Below are 17960 nucleotides of genomic sequence, written 5' to 3' on the forward strand. Positions count from 1 at the left end.
CCCAGCCTGTAACCGAATTTCAAGTTTGAGTACGGAGTGGCGCGATGAGTTCGAAGGGATTGGCGATGGCTGATGAAGCGCGTTCGCGGCTGGGCCGCGGTCTTGCAAGTCTGATCGGCGATGTCGGCGGCGAGGCCGCGCATGTCGAGCGTCCTTCGCGCAACCAGCGCAAGGTGCCTATTGAATTTCTCAAGGCCAATCCGCGCAACCCGCGTCGGGCTTTTGCCGATGCTGAGCTCGCCGAACTCGCGGCCTCGATCAAGCAGCATGGCGTGATCCAGCCGATCGTGGTGCGGCCGGTGAAGGGTAGCAACGATCGCTTCGAGATCATCGCCGGCGAACGCCGCTGGCGCGCGTCGCAGATCGCCGGTCTGCACGAAGTGCCGATCGTGCCGCTCGACGTGACGGATTCGGCCGCAATGGAAATCGCGATCATCGAGAACGTCCAGCGCGAAGATCTCAATGCGATGGAAGAGGCGCAGGGCTATCACGCGCTCGCCGAGACTTACAAGCATAGCCAGGACGAGATCGCGAAAATCGTCGGCAAGAGCCGCAGCCATGTAGCCAACATGATGCGCCTCACCAAGCTGCCGGAAGACGTGCAGGGCCTGATCGCATCGGGGCAGCTCTCCAACGGTCACGCACGCGCATTGATCAACCTGCCGGACGCATCCAGCGCCGCGAAGCGGATCATCGCCGAGGGACTGAACGTTCGTCAGACCGAAGCACTCGCGCATGAAGAGGGCGTGCCGGAGCGCGCGCCGCAGAAGCCGCGCACGTCGTCTCCCAAGGCGGCGAAGGATGCCGACACGATCGCGCTGGAGAAACGGGTCAGCGACGTGCTCGGGCTGAAAGTGTCGGTGGATCACCGTGATCCCGGCGGCACCGTGATCATCAAGTATCGTGATCTCGATCAGCTCGACGAAATTCTGAAGCGGCTGGATTCGGAAGGCTGATTTCGACGGTGCTGCTTCCTAACCTCTCCCCGCTCTGCGCGGGGAGAGGTCGCCGCGTCTTCGCGGCGGGTGAGGGGCAGCGCACAGAGTTCGCCGCAGAGATATGCTCTCGGGTCGGATCATTTCACTGACGTTTTTGAAGCCGAATTGGTGCGATCCGAAAGATCGTGTGTTGGGCTGACTTTGTCCCATGCCCCTCACCCGACCGGCTTCGCCGGTCGACCTCTCCCCGCAAATGCGGGGCGAGGTTAAGGGAGGGCCATCGCTACTTAACCGCGCCGTCTTGCATTCACGGCAATCGACATCAACGCCCTCTGTGCGATCACCGCGCCGAGGGCGTTTTGCTTGCGGACATCGAGGGCGGCAACGGCGAGCTGGTCGATGATGCTGACCAACCGCTGTGCGGAGAAATTTCGCAGCGCTGCTTCCACCGTTCCCTTGCGGGAAAAATGCAGCCGCGGAAATCCGCTTTCCACGGCTGCTGATGCCGAACTACCAGCCTCCACCAGCAGGCTGGCTTTGTGCAGCAATGCGGCCTGGCGCTGCGCGGCCATCATGATCATGCCTGGATAAGTTCCGGCGATCATCGCCTTGTTGAACTCGACTTCCACCGCGGCGGGATTTCCCGCAAAGGCGCCATCGACGATCGGGTCGATCTTCAGCTCGGACGCGTCGGCGACGACGGCCATCACGTCGTCGAGCGTGACTTCGCCGGTACCATGCGCATAGAGCGTGAGCTTGCGGAGCTCGTTACGCGATGCCTGCCGATCGCCGCCGAGCAGCGACATTAGTGTGGCGCGTGCATCCGGCGCCATGCGGAGATTGGAGACGCGGAGCTCTTCATCGATAAGCTTTGCGAGATCGCGCTCGGTGTCGGGGTAACAGGCGATGGCCACCGCGGTCCTGGCCTTCTCGCAGACTTTCCGCAAAGGTGATTCCGGCCTGAGCTCGCCGGCCTCGATCACGATGCGGCAGTCCTTGATGTCGGAATCGGCGAGCGTGTCGACGCCGCTGGAAAAATTCTTGGAGCCTGCGCGGACGCGGATCGCGCGACGACCGCCGAACAGCGGCACCGTCATGGCTTCTTCGACGAGACGCGACGGCTCGGCGGCCAAATCATCGCCGTCCATGCGAACCAGCGAAAATGGATCATTGGGATCGTCGACCGCGGATTTCATCAGCGCGTCGGCGCGCTCGCGGACGAGTCCAGCGTCAGCTCCGTAGAGCAGGATAATGGGCCGGCCGGCATCCGGCCTGGCCAGGAACGTGTCGATATCTTTTCCGCGAAGCGCGACCACGCGACAGGCTTAGGTGCCGGCGTAGAAGAACGACGCCAGACGGGTATTGATGTTGTCAGCGATCTCACCCGCCGCGCGGTCCTCGGCGTCGCGATAGGCGCGGGCGCGGGCGAAGCGCTGCAGCTGACCGGGGATGTCATAGGTGACGCGGGAGAAGGTGCTGCCGGTCAGGACCTGCTTTCCGGTGGCGATCTCGATCAGGCCATAGGTCGCGTCGATACCGTAATTTTCGCTGGTCGGCAGCGCGGTATTCGGGTCGACGATCAGCGAGGTCCGGCTTGGGTTGAAACGGATCTTCAGCTGATAGGTCGGCGGCAGGCCGGTAGCGCTGCCGTACATCTTGAACATCAGTGCATTGCGGATATTCACGCCGACACGGGCTTGCGGCGACGCGTTGGGATAGTCTAGCGGCGGAACCTCGACGCCCTGCAGCTTCTCGCGCAGGCCGGGTTTACCGTCGCCACGCTCGGCATACATCGGCTGGAAGCAGCCGGCCGTCAGCGCCGCCAGGGTGGCGACGACCATAAGCCGGGCGGCAATGCGGGATTTAGCCGACAACATTCACGATCCTCTGGGCGACGACGATGACCTTCTTGACGGGTTTGCCGTCGAGAGCCTGTTTTACAGCATCGAGCGCCAGAGCGGCAGCCTCAATTTCCGGGTTCGTCGCTTCCCGGGCCACTGTGACTTCTCCGCGCTTCTTGCCGTTGACCTGTACCGGCAGGGTCATGGTGTCTTCAACCAGCAGATTGGGCTCGATTTGCGGCCAACGGGCTTCCGAGATCATGCCCGGTTGCCCCAGCACACCCCAGCATTCCTCGGCCAGATGCGGCATCATCGGCGCAAACAGTTGAACAAGGATGACCGAGGCCTCGTGGAGCGCCCAGCAGACATCCGGGGTCGGGGTTCCCGAACGCGCCAAAGCTTCGCCCAGCAGGTTGGAAAATTCGCGGATATGGGCGAGGCAGACATTGAAATGCAGTTTTTCGATCTCGGTCGAGACCTTGCTGAGCGCGCCATGGGCCGCCTTGCGGATCGCCAAGGCATCGGGGCCGAATTCAGCCGGCCGGGCTGCCGGCGCCGATTTGCCGTGCGCGGCTGATTCGTTGATCTGCCGCCACAGACGCTGCACGAAGCGCGAAGCGCCTTTGACGCCTTCTTCGCTCCAGATGACGTCGCGGTCGGGCGGCGAATCCGACAGCATGAACCAACGGGCGGTATCGGCGCCGTAGGTGCCCATGATGTCGTCGGGGTCGACTGTGTTGCGCTTCGACTTCGACATCTTTTCGATCGGGCCGATGGTGATGTCTTCGCCAGTGGCGATCAGCGTAGCGCGTTGGCCGTTACCGCCGATCTCGATGTTGATCTCGGCCGGTGAGGCGAAGGTGCCGTCCTGTTTCTTGTAGGTCTCGTGCACCACCATGCCTTGCGTGAACATGCCGGCAAACGGCTCGTCGAAATTGACGTGGCCGGTGGCCTTCATGGCGCGGGTGAAGAAGCGGCTGTACAGCAGATGCAGGATCGCGTGCTCGACGCCGCCGATATACTGATCGACAGGCATCATTCGATTGGCAACGGCGGTCGTCGTGGGTGCCGACGTGTTCCATGGATCCGTGAAGCGCGTGAAGTACCAGGACGAATCCACGAAGGTGTCCATGGTATCGGTTTCGCGCCGCGCATCCGCGCCGCAGTTCGGGCACTTCACATGCTTCCACGTCGGATGATGATCGAGCGCATTGCCCGGCTTGTCGAAGGAAACGTCCTCCGGCAGCACGACCGGCAGATCCTTGTCCGGCACCGGCACGATATCGCAGCTCGGGCAGTGGATGATCGGGATCGGGCAACCCCAATAGCGCTGACGTGAGATGCCCCAGTCGCGCAGGCGAAAATTGATCTCGCGCTTGCCCCAGCCGTCCTTCTCGAAAATCTCGAGCGACTTCTTCATCGCTTCTTCGCAGGTCATCACACCGGGTGCACCCACCCAACGGACATACTGCACAGTCTCACTTTTCGCCGGAGCGAAAGCGATGTTACCAACGCGCTCATCGCTACCGACGGGCACGAACACGTCGAGCACCGGCAGGTCGTACTTGCGCGCAAAATCCAGGTCGCGCTGATCGTGTGCGGGGCAGCCGATGATGGCGCCGGTGCCGTAATCCATCAGCACGAAGTTTGCGATATAGAGTGGCAGTGTCCATGACGCGTCGGCGGGATGCGTGACCTTGATGCCGGTGTCAAAGCCGAGCTTCTCGGCTGTGTCGATCTCGGCCTGCGAGGTGCCCATGCGATGGCATTCCTCGATGAAGGCGACAACGTTGGGGTCTTTTTCTGCCAGCGCTTTCGCCAGCGGATGATCCGGCGAGATCGCAGCGAAAGTCGGGCCATACATCGTGTCCGGGCGTGTCGTGAACACCGGCAGTTTGTCGAATCCCGCGGGTGCGCCGATCAGTCCGAACTGGAAATGCAGACCTTCCGACTTGCCGATCCAGTTGCGCTGCATTAGGCGCACCTTGTCGGGCCAGCGATCCAGCGTATCCAGGGCAGACAGCAGCTCGTCGGAATATTTACTGATCTTGAAGAACCACTGGGTCAGCTCGCGCTGCTCCACCAGCGCCCCTGAGCGCCAGCCGCGGCCGTCGATCACCTGCTCATTGGCCAGCACGGTATGGTCGACCGGATCCCAGTTCACCTTGGACTTCTTGCGCTCGGCCAAACCTGCCCGCATGAAATCGAGAAACATCTTCTGCTGATGCTTGTAGTAGGTAGGGTCGCAGGTTGCGAATTCGCGCGACCAGTCCAGCGACAGACCCATGGTCTGCAGCTGCTTTTTCATCGACGCGATGTTCTCATAGGTCCACGCCTTCGGAGCGACTTTGCGCTCGATCGCGGCGTTCTCGGCGGGCAGGCCGAACGCATCCCAGCCCATCGGATGCAGCACGTTCTTGCCCTGCGCGCGCTGGAAGCGCGCAACCACGTCGCCCATCGTATAGTTGCGGACATGGCCCATATGGATGCGCCCCGACGGATAGGGGAACATCTCGAGTACGTAATACTTCTCGCGCGGATCGTCGTTCTTGGTGGCGAAGATCGCCTTGTCGTCCCAGACGCGCTGCCAGCGCGGTTCGGTCTCGCGGGCGTTGTAACGTTCGTTGCTCATGGTGTTTTTGAAATCCGCCGGCCGGTTCGAGCGCTTCTCAGATCATGGACGCGCGAACGAGGTCGCAAACCGGTGCTTGCTCGGGCTGAATTCGCGCTTGAGGCCGGGGACTAGGCCATAAAAGGCCGCGTTAGGTCAATGGTTTAAGACAAGAAACGGGACCAGGGGCGGGCCCGCAGTCTCACCCCGCCAGCGACACAGCCGTGCCATATGCCCGGACGAAGCCGTGCTCCACCACGGTGTTGCGGCCACGCCGTTTGGCGGCGTAGAGCGAGGCATCGGCTGCCTCGATCAAATCGTTCGCCGTCTCCAGCGTAGCTGGCATCGTCGAGGCCACGCCGACACTGACCGTGACCCGCTGATGTGCGCTGGTGGCATGGGAGACCGCCAGGTTCCAGATTGCCGCGCGTACCATTTCGCCGATTTGGACGCCGCGGGCGACCTCGGTGCCCGGCAGCAGCAGGCAGAATTCCTCGCCGCCATAGCGTCCGGCAAAGCCCGAGCAGCGATCGGCCAGGCTGGAGAGAGCTTCGCCGACGCGCGCCAGGCAAGCATCGCCTTCGGGATGGCCATAGGTGTCGTTGAAGAGTTTGAAGTGATCGACGTCGATCATCAGCAGCGTCAGATGGTCGCCGGATTGCTGGGCCTTCAGCCATTCGAAATCGAGGCGGCTCTGGAAGCCGCGCCGATTGGCAAGGCCAGACAGCATGTCGATGGAGGCAAGCACCGTGAGCTGCTCGTTGCTGGCGCGCAATTCGCGTTCGCGACCACGCAACTGCGCCGCCATGCCGTAAAATGCGCGTGCCAGCGGTACGAACTCGGCCGGCAGCTTGTTCCGCGCTACGCGGGCCGACCAGTCGCCGCGACCGAAGCGCTGCGCCATGGTCTCCATCATCTGGATCGGCTTGATGATCAGTCGCTCCGCAACCACCAGCGCACCAAGCAGAACGAACAGGCAAACGAAAGCGAGCTGCAAATAGGCGGTGCGGATTTCGCGATCGGCAACCGCCGAGACTCGGGCCTCGTCGATGCTGACGATCAATTGCGCGCCGGTACCGGGGATTGTCGCGAATGATACGGTGCGCTGTGAACCGTCACTGGCGCTGAATGACAGCGAACCGGTCTGCTTATCCGTATTGCGCAGATGCGCTTCGATCATCGGCAATAGAGCAAGGTCTTCCATCGGCCGACCGATCGCGCTGGCGTTTGTCGGCGGCGCTGCAAGCACGGTGCCGGCATGATCGACCAGCAGTGTCGTGACACCGGGCCGGTCGCCGAGATTGCCCATGATCTTCGACATCCAGTCGAGATTCACCGCCGCCAGTACCACGGCATCGTCGTCCTTAGTCAGGCCCGGTGCGAGATAGGCAGCCATCACTGTCGGCTGGTTCGTCAAGCGGCTGAACAGATAATCGCTGACGACAAACTCACCGGTCGCTATCGCTTTCTTGAAATAGGGGCGATCGCTGAAATCGAATCTCTGCTCGATGACTTCCGGCCAGGTCGAGCACATGGCGATGCCATCCGCACCGGCCACCGTCAGGCTGCGCAGCCACGGCATATCGCCGCGGAGGCTCGCCCGCATAATGGCGCAGCTCCGATTCACCTGAGCGGCCGACGTATAGATGTAGGCGGATGATTTCAGCACGGCCTCGATCGAGGCGAAAACTTCGCGCTGTGCATCGGCGCTGTGCTGGGCGACACCAGCGAAATCACGCGCGGCCGTCGCGATCTGGTGGGTACGCGTCGCATCGAGTGAGCGAATTCGCTCCGCCATCAATGGCCCGACCAGAATGAGGGCCAACAGGACCAGTCGAGCGCGAATACCGAGAGCTCCCCTAAGCCTCGCTTTATTGCGGTTAATACCGATGCGTGACATCTTCGATCCCTAAGCCCCGCGGACATAGGTACTCCAAAGCCTTCAAAAAGCCTTTCCCGGATTCGTTAAACTGCAATGGATCTCAAGAAAGTTCGCGCCTTGGTTGAAAATAAATCCGTGCAAGAGTCGTCGGGCGTAACGTCTTCTTTACCAACCGACGGACTCGCTTCGGTCGAGTACGATATCTTCCGCGCATGTAACGAAGCGCGGCGGGACCGCAGTTCTGTGACGTTGATCGCGGTGTCGAAGACGTTCGAGGCTGACGCAATTGCGCCCGTGATCCAGTCCGGTCAGCGTGTGTTCGGCGAAAATCGCGTCCAGGAGGCAAAATCCAAATGGCCGGCGTTAATCGCCACTCAACCCGCGATTGCGTTGCATTTGATAGGGCCTTTGCAGTCCAACAAGGCCAAGGAAGCGGTCGCCTTGTTCGATGCGATTCACTCGGTCGATCGACCGAGCATTTGCGAAGCGTTAAGCAAGGAGATGAAGGCGCAGCAGCGGACGCCGCAGCTCTTCGTACAGCTCAACACCGGTGAGGAGCCGCAAAAGGCCGGTATCGCGCCGGGCGAGGCTGATGATTTCCTGGCGCGTTGCCGCGATACCTATGGGCTGACGATTTCCGGACTGATGTGCATTCCGCCGGTTAACGATGCGCCGGCACCGCATTTCGCGCTGACAGCGAAGATCGCTGCACGCAACGGGCTCACGCAATTATCCATGGGAATGAGCGCCGACTTCGCCATCGCCATCCAGTTCGGCGCAACTCATGTGCGCGTCGGCTCGGCGATTTTCGGACGTCGCTAGGCCAGAGGCCTAGCCGATAACGATCTTCGTCTTCGGTCCGATCCGGGCCAGCAGCCGCAGCATGGCTGGCTTGGTCATGGCCACGCAGCCCGCGGTCGGCGCGAATTTTGGGCGCGCCAGATGCAGGAACACCGCGCTCCCCCGTCCGGCGATCCGCGGCCGGGTGTTCTGGTCAATCTCGATGATGAAATCGTAGAGATGATCCTCGCGGGCCAGTCGGTCGCCGTCATGACCACGATCGAGCCGCACAGGCCGATTGTAGTGCCGATCAGACGGATCCTCGCACCAGCCATCCATCGGCGTGATGGGGCGGATCGGCAGAAAGCTACGCGGACGTGGATTGCGGTCGGCTCGCCACCATAGGCGGATGGGGCGAAACGTCCCAAGCGGCGTTCCGCCATCTCCTTCGCGTTTGTTCGCCTTGATTCCGCCGCGGCCGAGCGCGACGGGTATGGTTGCGTGATCGGTCGTCAGCCATCCACGGAGTCTGTCTCCGGCTGACGCGCGAATGTGAACCATAGTTAGCGGTCGATCACGCAAGCTTGTTCGATAAGTGTCTGAAATAACGAGACTTCCCATCCGAATCGCGAACTCCGCCTTGCTATTTACCGCAAATGTTCTATTTCGCGCTGCAGCAGTACATTCGCCGGGAATGTCGCTGATTTTGCGCTAGAATATGCAGTAACGGCGAAGCCTGTCACGATTTCTGGCCCACTGTTTCAGCGCGGCGAACAACGCTCCGCCGCAGCCGTTCAAAGGATTGTCGCAATGCCCAATGCCCGCAAGATCTTGATCGTGGATGACGATACTGATTTGCGCGAGGCGCTGGTCGAGCAGCTGTCGCTGCACGAAGAGTTCGAGGCCTCCGCTGTCGACACCGGCGCCAAGGGCGCTACTGCAGCCAAGGCCAATTCCCCCGATCTGGTGCTGATGGATGTCGGCCTGCCCGACACGGACGGTCGCGAAGTCGTGCGCAGCCTGCGCAAGGGTGGCTTCAAGGCGCCGATCATCATGCTGACCGGGCATGACACCGATTCCGACACCATTCTCGGTCTGGAATCCGGCGCCAATGATTATGTCGCCAAGCCATTCCGCTTTGCTGTGCTGTTGGCGCGTATTCGTGCGCAGCTCCGTCAGCACGAAGCCAGCGAAGATGCCGTCTTCACCGTCGGTCCCTATAGCTTCCGGCCTGGCTCCAAGATGCTCACCGGTGCCAATGCCAAGAAGGTCCGCCTGACCGAGAAGGAAACGGCGATCCTGCGCTTCCTGTACCGCGCCGGGCAGTTGCCGGTGTCGCGCGAGACGTTGCTGCAGGAAGTCTGGGGCTACAATTCCGGCGTCACCACGCACACGCTGGAAACGCACATCTATCGGCTGCGTCAGAAGATCGAGAAGGACGCCGCCAATCCTGAAATCCTGGTGACGGAAGCCGGTGGCTACAAGTTGGTGCCGTGATACGATTCGGGAGCCGATTCGCCATTAGCTGTTCGGTATCCTCCTTTGCGCGTCCCGATCACACGGTTCTGCATGTCGATCGATGATGATGTAGCCCTGCTTGAGCGCGTCCCGACATTGCGCCTGTTGGGTATCGCCGCTTTGCGCGTGATCGCGATCGGTTCCGAGCAGCAGGAATTTGCGCGGGGCTCGGTGTTGTTTCGGCAGGGCGACGATGCCGATTGCGGCTACGTCGTCCAGAACGGCGCATTCCGCATCAGCCTCGACGACGGCAGCGATCATGAAGTGATCGCAGGCCCCGGCACATTGATGGGCGAACTTGCATTACTGGTGGCGATGCAGCGGCCCTCGACGGCGGTCGCCACGGAATATTCCAGCACGATCCGGATCACACGCAGCCTGTTTCAGCGCGTGCTTGACAGCGATCCCGCGGCCGCGCGCCGTCTGCGTGACGACATGGCGACTCGCGTCAGTCAGCTCGCCAGCGACGTGACGCTGATCGGCGCCAAGCTCAGCCAGTAACTGATATCAAAGCTCCAGCACCGTCGTGACCGGTACGTGATCCGATGGTCGCTCCCAGCCGCGTGCATCTGACGTGACGGTGAAGTCGCGGATCGAATCTTTTAGCGCGGACGACACCCAGATGTGATCGAGGCGGCGGCCGCGATTCGACGCCGCCCAGTCGGCGGCGCGGTAGCTCCACCACGTGTAGATCTTCTCCGACAGGGGAATGCGTTCGCGCGCGACGTCGATCCAGTTGCCTTCGCTCTGCACGGCGAGCAGCTTTTCGCACTCGATCGGCGTATGCGACACGATTTTCAGCATCTGCTTGTGCGACCACACGTCATTCTCATGCGGTGCCACATTGAGATCGCCGACCAGGATGTGACGCGCATCGCCGCGCGGATGCAGCGGCTCGCAGGTCTTCATCTCGTCGAGGAACGAGAGCTTGTGCGCGAACTTCGCATTCACGTCCGGATCCGGTACGTCGCCGCCGGCAGGCACATAGAAATCATGCACGATCAGCGGCACGGCCATGCCGGCCTTTTCGCCGAACGATACCGAGATGTGGCGTGAGTCCAGATTGTTGCAGAACACGCGGATGTCGCTGCTCTCGAATGGAAGTTTCGAGACGATGGCGACGCCGTGATAACCCTTCTGCCCGTTCAGCACGACATGGTCATAGCCGAGCTGTTTGAAGCGCTTGAGCGGAAAGGCACCGTCCGGGCACTTGGTTTCCTGCAGACACAGCACATCCGGCTGCATCTCTTCGAGAAACTTGGCGACAAGGTCGATGCGCAATCGCACCGAATTGATATTCCAGGTGGTCAGGGAAAAACGCATGGAAATCCGATGGTGAGACGGCGCAAGCGCGCCTGCTCATCATGAGGGCATCACCTACAGCGAAAACTAATTCGCGCCGCTGGTGGGATACTTGGTGAAGTCGATCTTGAACAGCCCCGGGTCGGGCTTTTTCGCGGTATCGAGATTGTAGATCGCGACCGTGGTGTCATAGCCCTGCGGGTCGGTGACGGTCCACTGCTTGAGCTGTCCATCCTTGGTGCCGACCATCAGCATCAGGCGCGAAGTGCCGACCAGCGCGTTCTTTTCCTCAATGGTCACCGACGTATAGAGGTCGTCAGCGCTGACGGCGACCACATTGGTGTCCTTCATCAGATCGATGCGATCGGACAGCAGATAGCGCAACGGTGTCTGCGACAGCGGGTAGATGTCCTGGGTTGCCAGCTTGGAATCGCGGACGGCGAGCGACTGGCCGTCGGACACCATGGCGATGGTCGTCGGCGCATCATATTCGAAACGGACCTTGCCGGGCTTCTGGATGAAGAAATCACCGGTGGTACGGCTGCCGTCCGGGCCCACCTGAACAAAGTTACCGCTCAGATTGCTGAGCGATGACAGATAGCTGCTGACCTTGCTCGCCTGCGCCTTCTGATTGGCGTCGAAGCTCATGAAAATGCTGGCGGGAACGTTGCGGCGCGGATCCGGAATGATTGGATTCGGTGGCGTGGATGTCGTCGCCGATGTCTTGGGTGCGATTGCAACCGGCGGCCGAACGGCCTGGGGCTCGGAGGCCGACATCTGAAAACTGCCATTGCTGCGCGCCTGCGGTGCAGGTCGCGGCAATGGGATTGACTGGGCATAGGCCGAGGGCGCCACAATGGCGGCGACAAACGTCGCGACGAGGCCGGCTGCGCCGATGCGCAGGAAAGACCGGTCTGCGGCGTGATGGGTCGGGCGTCTCATCAAGGCGTCGTCCTGCTCGGCGGGTTCGGCGCATTTTACCGCGCTTTGCGTCAGAATGGGTACCGGTTTTGCGGTCCGGCCGGTGGTCTCTTGCGCCCCCGCCGCGGCTGGCGCCGCCAGCGCAGGCGCTAACCCGGAGCTGTGGCGATTTCGCGACTCAAAAGCGGGATTGTCCATCGGCGGGGTCAAACTCTCAGAACCCGCTTTCTTCTTCTTCGATCAGAATCTCGCGTTTACCGGCATGGTTGGGCTGACCGACGATGCCTTCATTTTCCATGCGCTCTATCAACGACGCTGCGCGATTGTAACCGATCTGCAGCCGGCGCTGGATGTAGCTGGTCGACGCCTTCCGGTCGCGCTTCACGATGGCAACGGCTTGCTGGAACAGATCGCCACCACCGCCATCGGCACCCATGCCGGTCGAATCGAATACCGCGCCGTCCTCGCCCTCTTCCGGTTCTTCGGCGGTGACCGCCTCGAGATATTCGGGCTCGCCCTGCGTCTTCAGGTGGCGCACCACCTTCTCGACTTCCTCGTCCGACACGAAAGGACCGTGTACGCGCGAGATGCGACCGCCGCCAGCCATATAGAGCATGTCGCCGCGGCCGAGCAGTTGCTCGGCGCCCATCTCGCCCAGGATGGTGCGGCTGTCGATCTTCGACGTGACCTGGAAGGAAATGCGCGTCGGGAAGTTGGCCTTGATCGTGCCGGTGATGACGTCCACCGACGGACGCTGCGTCGCGAGGACGACGTGGAGACCGGCGGCGCGTGCCATCTGCGCGAGACGCTGCACCAGGCCTTCGATATCCTTGCCGGCGACCATCATCAGGTCGGCCATTTCGTCGACAATGATGACGATATAGGGCAACGGCGCGAGATCGAGTTTCTCTTCCTCGTAGATCGCCTTGCCGGTTTCCTTGTCGAAGCCGGTATGAACGGTGCGCGAGAGCTCCTCGCCCTTGGCCTTGGCTTCCACGAGGCGCGCATTGTAGCCGTCGATATTGCGGACGCCGAGCTTGGCCATGCGCTTGTAGCGCTCTTCCATCTCGCGCACAGCCCATTTCAGTGCGACCACGGCCTTCTTCGGATCGGTCACGACGGGCGTCAGCAGATGCGGGATGCCGTCATAGACGGAGAGTTCGAGCATCTTCGGATCGACCATGATCAGGCGACACTGATCCGGCCGCAGCCGGTAGACCAGGCTGAGAATCATGGTGTTGATCGCGACTGATTTGCCCGAACCGGTGGTACCGGCGATCAGCATATGCGGGGTGCGCGCAAGATCGATGATGATGGACTCGCCGCCGATATTCTTGCCGAGGCAGAGCGGCAGCTTGATGCTGCCGTCATTGGTGTCCTGCACGGTCAGGAGTTCGCGCAAGTAGACGTTTTCGCGATGCTGGTTCGGCAGCTCGATGCCGATGGCGTTGCGACCGGGGACGACGGCGACGCGGGCAGACAGCGCGCTCATGGAGCGTGCGATGTCGTCGGCAAGGCCGATCACGCGCGACGACTTGATGCCGGGTGCGGGTTCGAGTTCGTACAGCGTGACGACGGGGCCGGGATTGGCTTTGACGATTTCGCCGCGCACGCCGAAGTCCTGCAGCACGCCTTCCAGCGCGCGCGAATTGGCTTCGAGTTCGGCCTTGCTGAGCGGCTTGCGATCCGCGGCCTTCGGCGCGGTGAGCATGCCGACGGAGGGCAGTTCGAACTTGCCGTTGGATTTGCGCACCGGCTCCTTGGCCGAGGATTTCTTGCGCGCCTTCGGGGCGGGCTCCTCTTCCTCTTCTTCTTCCTCGTAGTCCTGCTCTTCGTCCTCGTCGTGACCGCTCTCGTCTTCGTCATGCGGCGCGATAGAGGGACTGTTGCGGCGACCGCCGAGATTGGGTTCCTGACGCTCGAAGGATGCCGCGCGCGCCTTGGGTTCGCTCGCAACCATCTTGCCGTAGACCAGCGAGAGCAACCGGCCGAGACGCGCCTTCGCGCTCATCACGGCATGCGCGGCCCAGCCAAGCGAGACCGAGATCGAGCTGCGATCGCGGGTTTCGTCTTCCTCGAATGGCTCGTCGTCTTCCTCGATGTCGATCTCGGCAAACTCTTCCTTCGCCTGTGCGCCATAACCGCAGGCGATGAAGAAGGTCACGATCATCGCCGCGCAGAGAATAAAGCCGAGGACGAATCGATAGATGAAGCCGACGGGACCGAAGACTACCGCGGGCGCGCGAAACAGCGCGTCGCCGACCACACCACCGACGCCGGTCGGCAGCGGCCACGACCCGCCATGCTGCCAGCAGCTGGCAAAACCTGATGCGATGATGGTGCAAAGGACCCAGCAACCGATACGCAGCGCTTCGCGATCGAAATGCCGATGCGTCATCATCCGCCAGCCCCAGACGGCGATGGTGAGAATCATCATGATCGCGCCGAGGCCGAGGATCTGCATCAACAGATCGGCACCGATCGCGCCGGGATAACCGGCGACATTGCGGATCGCACGCGAGGTGGCATGGCTCAGGCTCGGGTCCTGCACCGACCACGTCATCATCGCTGCCGCTGCGACACCCGCAGCGCAGACCAGACCGAAGCCGGCGAGTTCGCGCAGCCGTCGTCCCAGCATCTCGCGAATCGACGCGGGCAGATGACCGACCAGAGGAATGACGCGTTCGATCGTGGTGCTCATACCGGAGTGCTCATGCGCCCTGCATCAATCCAGGATCTTCAATTCAAAATCTTCACCAGCCGATGCAAAGCCTCGGCTGTCGTTTCACTGTCCTGCACCATGGCCAAACGAATATAGCCGGCGCCGGGATTGCTGCCGTCGGCCTGCGGGCGCGCCAGATAACTTCCGGGCACCACGCGCACGCCGCCATCGCGATACAGTCTCACGGCTGCCTCTTCGTCGCCGCCATATGCGGAGACATCGAGCCACAGACAGAAGCCGCCGGCCGGGCGCTTGTAGCCGTAGCGATTGCCGAGGATCTGATCCGCAAGATCGAACTTCAGGCGGTAGAGCCTGCGATTCTCTTCCACATGTGCTTCGTCGCTATAGGCGGCAACCGCGACCTGCTGCAGCGGTACCGGCACCTGCGGCGCGGCCACGTTGCGCAATTCGTGAAACGCGCTCAGGAACTTCTTGTCGCCGGCGACGAAGCCGACGCGCATGCCAGGTAGGTTCGAGCGCTTTGACAGCGACTGGAACGCAACGACATTGGCATAGTCGGCTCCGGCTGACGCCAGCATGCTGCCGGGCGCGGCCTGTGTGTAGATTTCCGAATAGCATTCGTCGGACAGCACGATGAAACCGTAGCGCAGCGCGAGGTCGTGCAGCTTCTTGAAGTAAGCGGGCGTCGCGACGGCGCCTTGCGGATTGGCCGGCGATGCGACGTACATCGCGACCGTGCGTGCCAGCGTCGCTTCATCGAGCGCGTCGAGATCGGGAAGGAAACCGTTGGTCACTGTGGTCGGCATGAAGATCGGCTCGCAACCCGCGGCGCGCGCACCGGCGCCGTAGGCTGGATAGAACGGATTTGGCAGCAGGATCGCCGGCGTGCCTTTGCGCGGGCCGACAAAGCGCGCGGCCGTGATCGCGGCGAAGAACAGGCCTTCACGGCTGCCGTTCAGCACCAGCACTTCGGTTTCCGGATCGAGGGCGCGCGGGAGATTGAAGCGCGTACCCATCCACGTAGCGGCGGCGCGGCGGAACGGCTCAATGCCCTTGGCGATCGGATAGCGGCCGAAATCGGCGATGTGTTTGGCGAGGACCGGCCCAACGAAATCCGGCACCGGGTGCTGCGGTTCGCCCAATGACAGTGTGATCAGCGGTTGGCCGGGCTGATACGGCGCCAGCAATTCCGTCAACCGCGCAAACGGCGAACGCTCGCCATCGGGCCCAGCCGAGGTCCGGCTGCCAGCGCCTTGCGCCGCGGAAGGAGGAGCGGTGAGTGCCATCAGGAAAACGCCAGTACTTTCAAGGCAGCCGATCGCCCCATGAGATCGGCCGAAACGAGATCAAACCACCATAGATACGGCGAGGTTAAGACGCGATTAACCATCGAGGGGCCGGCCTTGCTATCACGTGTTCGGCGGCCGTCCAGGCCTACGCGGGGATCAGAATGGCCCCCAAAAAGTGAAAGGCCCCAGCTTGCGCTGGAGCCCTTCGACGGTTGGGACATTGCCGGGTAGTGCCCCAACCGATCCCTTTGTGAGCATCCCGGACCGATGATCCGGGATGCTCGTGACGCTTACATGTTGTAGGCGCGTTCGGTGTGCTCGGTGACGTCGAGGCCTTCGCGCTCGACTTCAACATTGACGCGGAGACCGACGATCACGTCGACGACCTTGAACAGGATCGCCGAACCGACGCCTGACCACACCAACGTGGTCGCGACAGCCTTACACTGCGCGATCATCTGGGTGACCATGTCGTAGTCGCCGATCTTACCGGCGACGTAGTCCATGACGCCCGTGCCGCCGAGGGCCGGGTTGACCAGGATACCGGTGCCAAGCGCGCCGATGATGCCGCCGACGCAATGGACGCCGAACACATCGAGCGAGTCGTCATAGCCGAGCGAGTTCTTCACGACGGTGCAGAAGAACAGGCAGACGACGCCTGCGACCAGACCGAGAACCATCGCGCCCATCGGGCCCGAGAAGCCGCAAGCCGGGGTGACGGCGACGAGGCCGGCAACCGCGCCCGATGCTGCGCCGAGCAGCGACGGGTGACCCTTGGTCATCCACTCCGCGAACATCCAGGCCATCGCCGCAACCGCAGTTGCGAGGAAGGTGTTGGTCATCGCGAGAGCGGCAGTGCCCGAGGCTTCGAGGTTCGAACCGACGTTGAAGCCGAACCAGCCAACCCACAGCAGGGACGCGCCGATCATGGTCATGGTCAGCGAGTGCGGAGCCATCAGCTCCTTGCCGTAGCCGGTGCGCTTGCCGATGATCAGGCAGCCCACGAGGCCAGCAATGCCGGCGTTGATGTGAACGACGGTGCCGCCAGCGAAGTCGAGAGCGCCCCACAGGAACACCTGTCCGGCATCGGCCATGACTTCATCAAGCTTGGCCTGAGCCGCAGCCTTCGCATCGGGAGCCGCAGCCGCAACAGCCTTGGCGGCTGCAACGATGGCGTCCGGACCAGCCCAGTACCAGACCATGTGCGCGATCGGGAAGTAGATCAACGTCACCCAGAGCGGGATGAACAGTGCAATCGCGGCGAACTTGGTGCGTTCTGCGAAGGCGCCGACGATCAGGCCGGGGGTAATGGCGGCAAAGGTCATCTGGAAGCAGAAGTAGACGAGTTCCGAGATGTTGGCGTCTGCGGTGAACGAAGCAGCCATCGAGTCAGGCGTCACGCCGGCGAGGAACGCCTTCGAGAAGCCACCGATATAAGCCGAACCGCCAGTGAACGTGATGCTGTAGCCGTAGAGAGCCCAGATCACCATCACGATGCAAGCGGTGTAGAGGACCTGCATCAACACAGAGAGCATGTTCTTGGAACGAACGAGGCCGCCATAGAACAGGGCGAGGCCGGGGACGGTCATCAACAGAACCAGCACCGTCGAGGTCATCATCCAGGCGTTATCGCCCTTGTTGACCGTCGGATCGGCGTAAGCCGCAGTTGCGGCGAACAGGCCAACGGCGAGTGCCGCCAATCCCGCGCCAGAGGGACGCTTAAACGTCATTGTGTTTGACTCCTGATTGAAGAATGGGTGAGCGCGAAATCCGAGGAATTCGACTTAGAGGGCTGCAGCATCGGCCTCGCCGGTGCGGATGCGAACCGCGTGGTCGAGGTTGATGACGAAGATCTTGCCGTCGCCGATCTGGCCGGTCTTGGCGGCGGTGGTGATGGCTTCGATGGTTTTGTCGACCTGATCGGAAGCGACAGCCACCTCGATCTTGATCTTGGGCAGGAAGCTCACCGCATATTCAGCGCCGCGATAAATTTCCGTGTGGCCCTTCTGTCGGCCATATCCTTTGACTTCCGTCACCGTCAAACCATGAACGCCAATGGCGGTCAGGGCATCACGGACTTCCTCAAGCTTGAATGGCTTGATGATCGCCATAACAATTTTCATGGGTCCTATCCCCGCTTGGGCCCGACCGAAAACCGACCGGGCGATCTCGACTGAGGTTCACCACGCGGAGAA

Annotated in this window: 15 protein-coding genes; 4 read left to right on the plus strand and 11 right to left on the minus strand. The window is 61.8% G+C overall.

Features of this window, described 5'->3' with window-relative positions; genetic code table 11:
- Positions 1–65 precede the first annotated feature (65 nt).
- The gene (locus tag CHC01_RS05485) at positions 66–956 is read left to right on the plus strand and encodes a ParB/RepB/Spo0J family partition protein (protein WP_089263127.1); all 891 of its coding nucleotides are present in this window, start codon (positions 66–68) and stop codon (positions 954–956) included.
- 269 nt (positions 957–1225) lie between these two features.
- Here the strand turns inward: CHC01_RS05485 and holA are convergent, their stop codons facing one another.
- From holA to CHC01_RS05505, 4 genes are all read right to left on the minus strand, one after another.
- Positions 1226–2254, minus strand: a complete 1029-nt coding sequence (holA, locus tag CHC01_RS05490; RefSeq protein ID WP_089263129.1) for a DNA polymerase III subunit delta — start codon at positions 2252–2254, stop codon at positions 1226–1228.
- Positions 2255–2263: 9 nt separating this feature from the next.
- Complete coding sequence (locus tag CHC01_RS05495; protein WP_089263131.1) at positions 2264–2815, minus strand: LPS assembly lipoprotein LptE; 552 nt, start codon at positions 2813–2815, stop codon at positions 2264–2266.
- Complete coding sequence (gene leuS / locus CHC01_RS05500) at positions 2802–5411, minus strand: leucine--tRNA ligase (protein ID WP_089263133.1); 2610 nt, start codon at positions 5409–5411, stop codon at positions 2802–2804. Before leuS ends, CHC01_RS05495 begins: the two co-directional genes overlap by 14 nt.
- A gap of 181 nt (positions 5412–5592) precedes the next feature.
- Positions 5593–7290, minus strand: a complete 1698-nt coding sequence (locus CHC01_RS05505; protein WP_089263135.1) for a diguanylate cyclase domain-containing protein — start codon at positions 7288–7290, stop codon at positions 5593–5595.
- A gap of 75 nt (positions 7291–7365) precedes the next feature.
- Between CHC01_RS05505 and CHC01_RS05510 the strand changes: the two genes are divergently transcribed.
- Entirely contained in the window at positions 7366–8094 is a 729-nt protein-coding gene (locus tag CHC01_RS05510; RefSeq protein ID WP_089263137.1) for a YggS family pyridoxal phosphate-dependent enzyme, read from the plus strand.
- 9 nt (positions 8095–8103) lie between these two features.
- Here the strand turns inward: CHC01_RS05510 and CHC01_RS05515 are convergent, their stop codons facing one another.
- Positions 8104–8613 carry a L,D-transpeptidase family protein gene (locus tag CHC01_RS05515; protein WP_414716827.1) on the minus strand — a complete coding sequence of 170 codons (510 nt, stop codon included), beginning with the start codon at positions 8611–8613 and terminating at the stop codon, positions 8104–8106.
- Positions 8614–8862: 249 nt separating this feature from the next.
- On the opposite strand from CHC01_RS05515, the gene CHC01_RS05520 reads away from it, so the two are divergent.
- Both CHC01_RS05520 and CHC01_RS05525 read left to right on the plus strand, forming a co-directional pair.
- A complete protein-coding gene (locus tag CHC01_RS05520; RefSeq protein ID WP_068730214.1) occupies positions 8863–9549 on the plus strand; it encodes a response regulator transcription factor in 687 nt (228 codons plus the stop codon).
- Between the two features lie 72 nt (positions 9550–9621).
- On the plus strand, positions 9622–10071 hold the full coding sequence (locus tag CHC01_RS05525; RefSeq protein WP_089263672.1) for a cyclic nucleotide-binding domain-containing protein: 450 nt from the start codon (positions 9622–9624) through the stop codon (positions 10069–10071).
- Between the two features lie 6 nt (positions 10072–10077).
- On the opposite strand, the gene CHC01_RS05530 is transcribed toward CHC01_RS05525, so the two are convergent.
- The 6 genes from CHC01_RS05530 to CHC01_RS05555 all read right to left on the minus strand — a co-directional run bounded on the left by CHC01_RS05530 (position 10078) and on the right by CHC01_RS05555 (position 17888).
- Positions 10078–10893, minus strand: a complete 816-nt coding sequence (locus tag CHC01_RS05530) for an exodeoxyribonuclease III (RefSeq protein ID WP_089263141.1) — start codon at positions 10891–10893, stop codon at positions 10078–10080.
- 66 nt (positions 10894–10959) lie between these two features.
- Complete coding sequence (locus CHC01_RS05535; protein WP_349633095.1) at positions 10960–11814, minus strand: outer membrane lipoprotein carrier protein LolA; 855 nt, start codon at positions 11812–11814, stop codon at positions 10960–10962.
- A gap of 193 nt (positions 11815–12007) precedes the next feature.
- Positions 12008–14494 carry a DNA translocase FtsK gene (locus CHC01_RS05540; RefSeq protein WP_089263145.1) on the minus strand — a complete coding sequence of 829 codons (2487 nt, stop codon included), beginning with the start codon at positions 14492–14494 and terminating at the stop codon, positions 12008–12010.
- Between the two features lie 38 nt (positions 14495–14532).
- Positions 14533–15762: an aminotransferase class I/II-fold pyridoxal phosphate-dependent enzyme gene (locus CHC01_RS05545; protein ID WP_089263147.1), complete on the minus strand. Its 1230-nt coding sequence runs from the start codon at positions 15760–15762 to the stop codon at positions 14533–14535.
- A gap of 293 nt (positions 15763–16055) precedes the next feature.
- A complete protein-coding gene (locus CHC01_RS05550; RefSeq protein ID WP_089263149.1) occupies positions 16056–17495 on the minus strand; it encodes an ammonium transporter in 1440 nt (479 codons plus the stop codon).
- 54 nt (positions 17496–17549) lie between these two features.
- Entirely contained in the window at positions 17550–17888 is a 339-nt protein-coding gene (locus CHC01_RS05555; RefSeq protein WP_068730208.1) for a P-II family nitrogen regulator, read from the minus strand.
- Positions 17889–17960: the final 72 nt, after the last annotated feature.

Origin of the sequence: Tardiphaga sp. OK246 (assembly GCF_900188215.1) — a bacterium.
GTDB lineage: Bacteria > Pseudomonadota > Alphaproteobacteria > Rhizobiales > Xanthobacteraceae > Tardiphaga > Tardiphaga robiniae.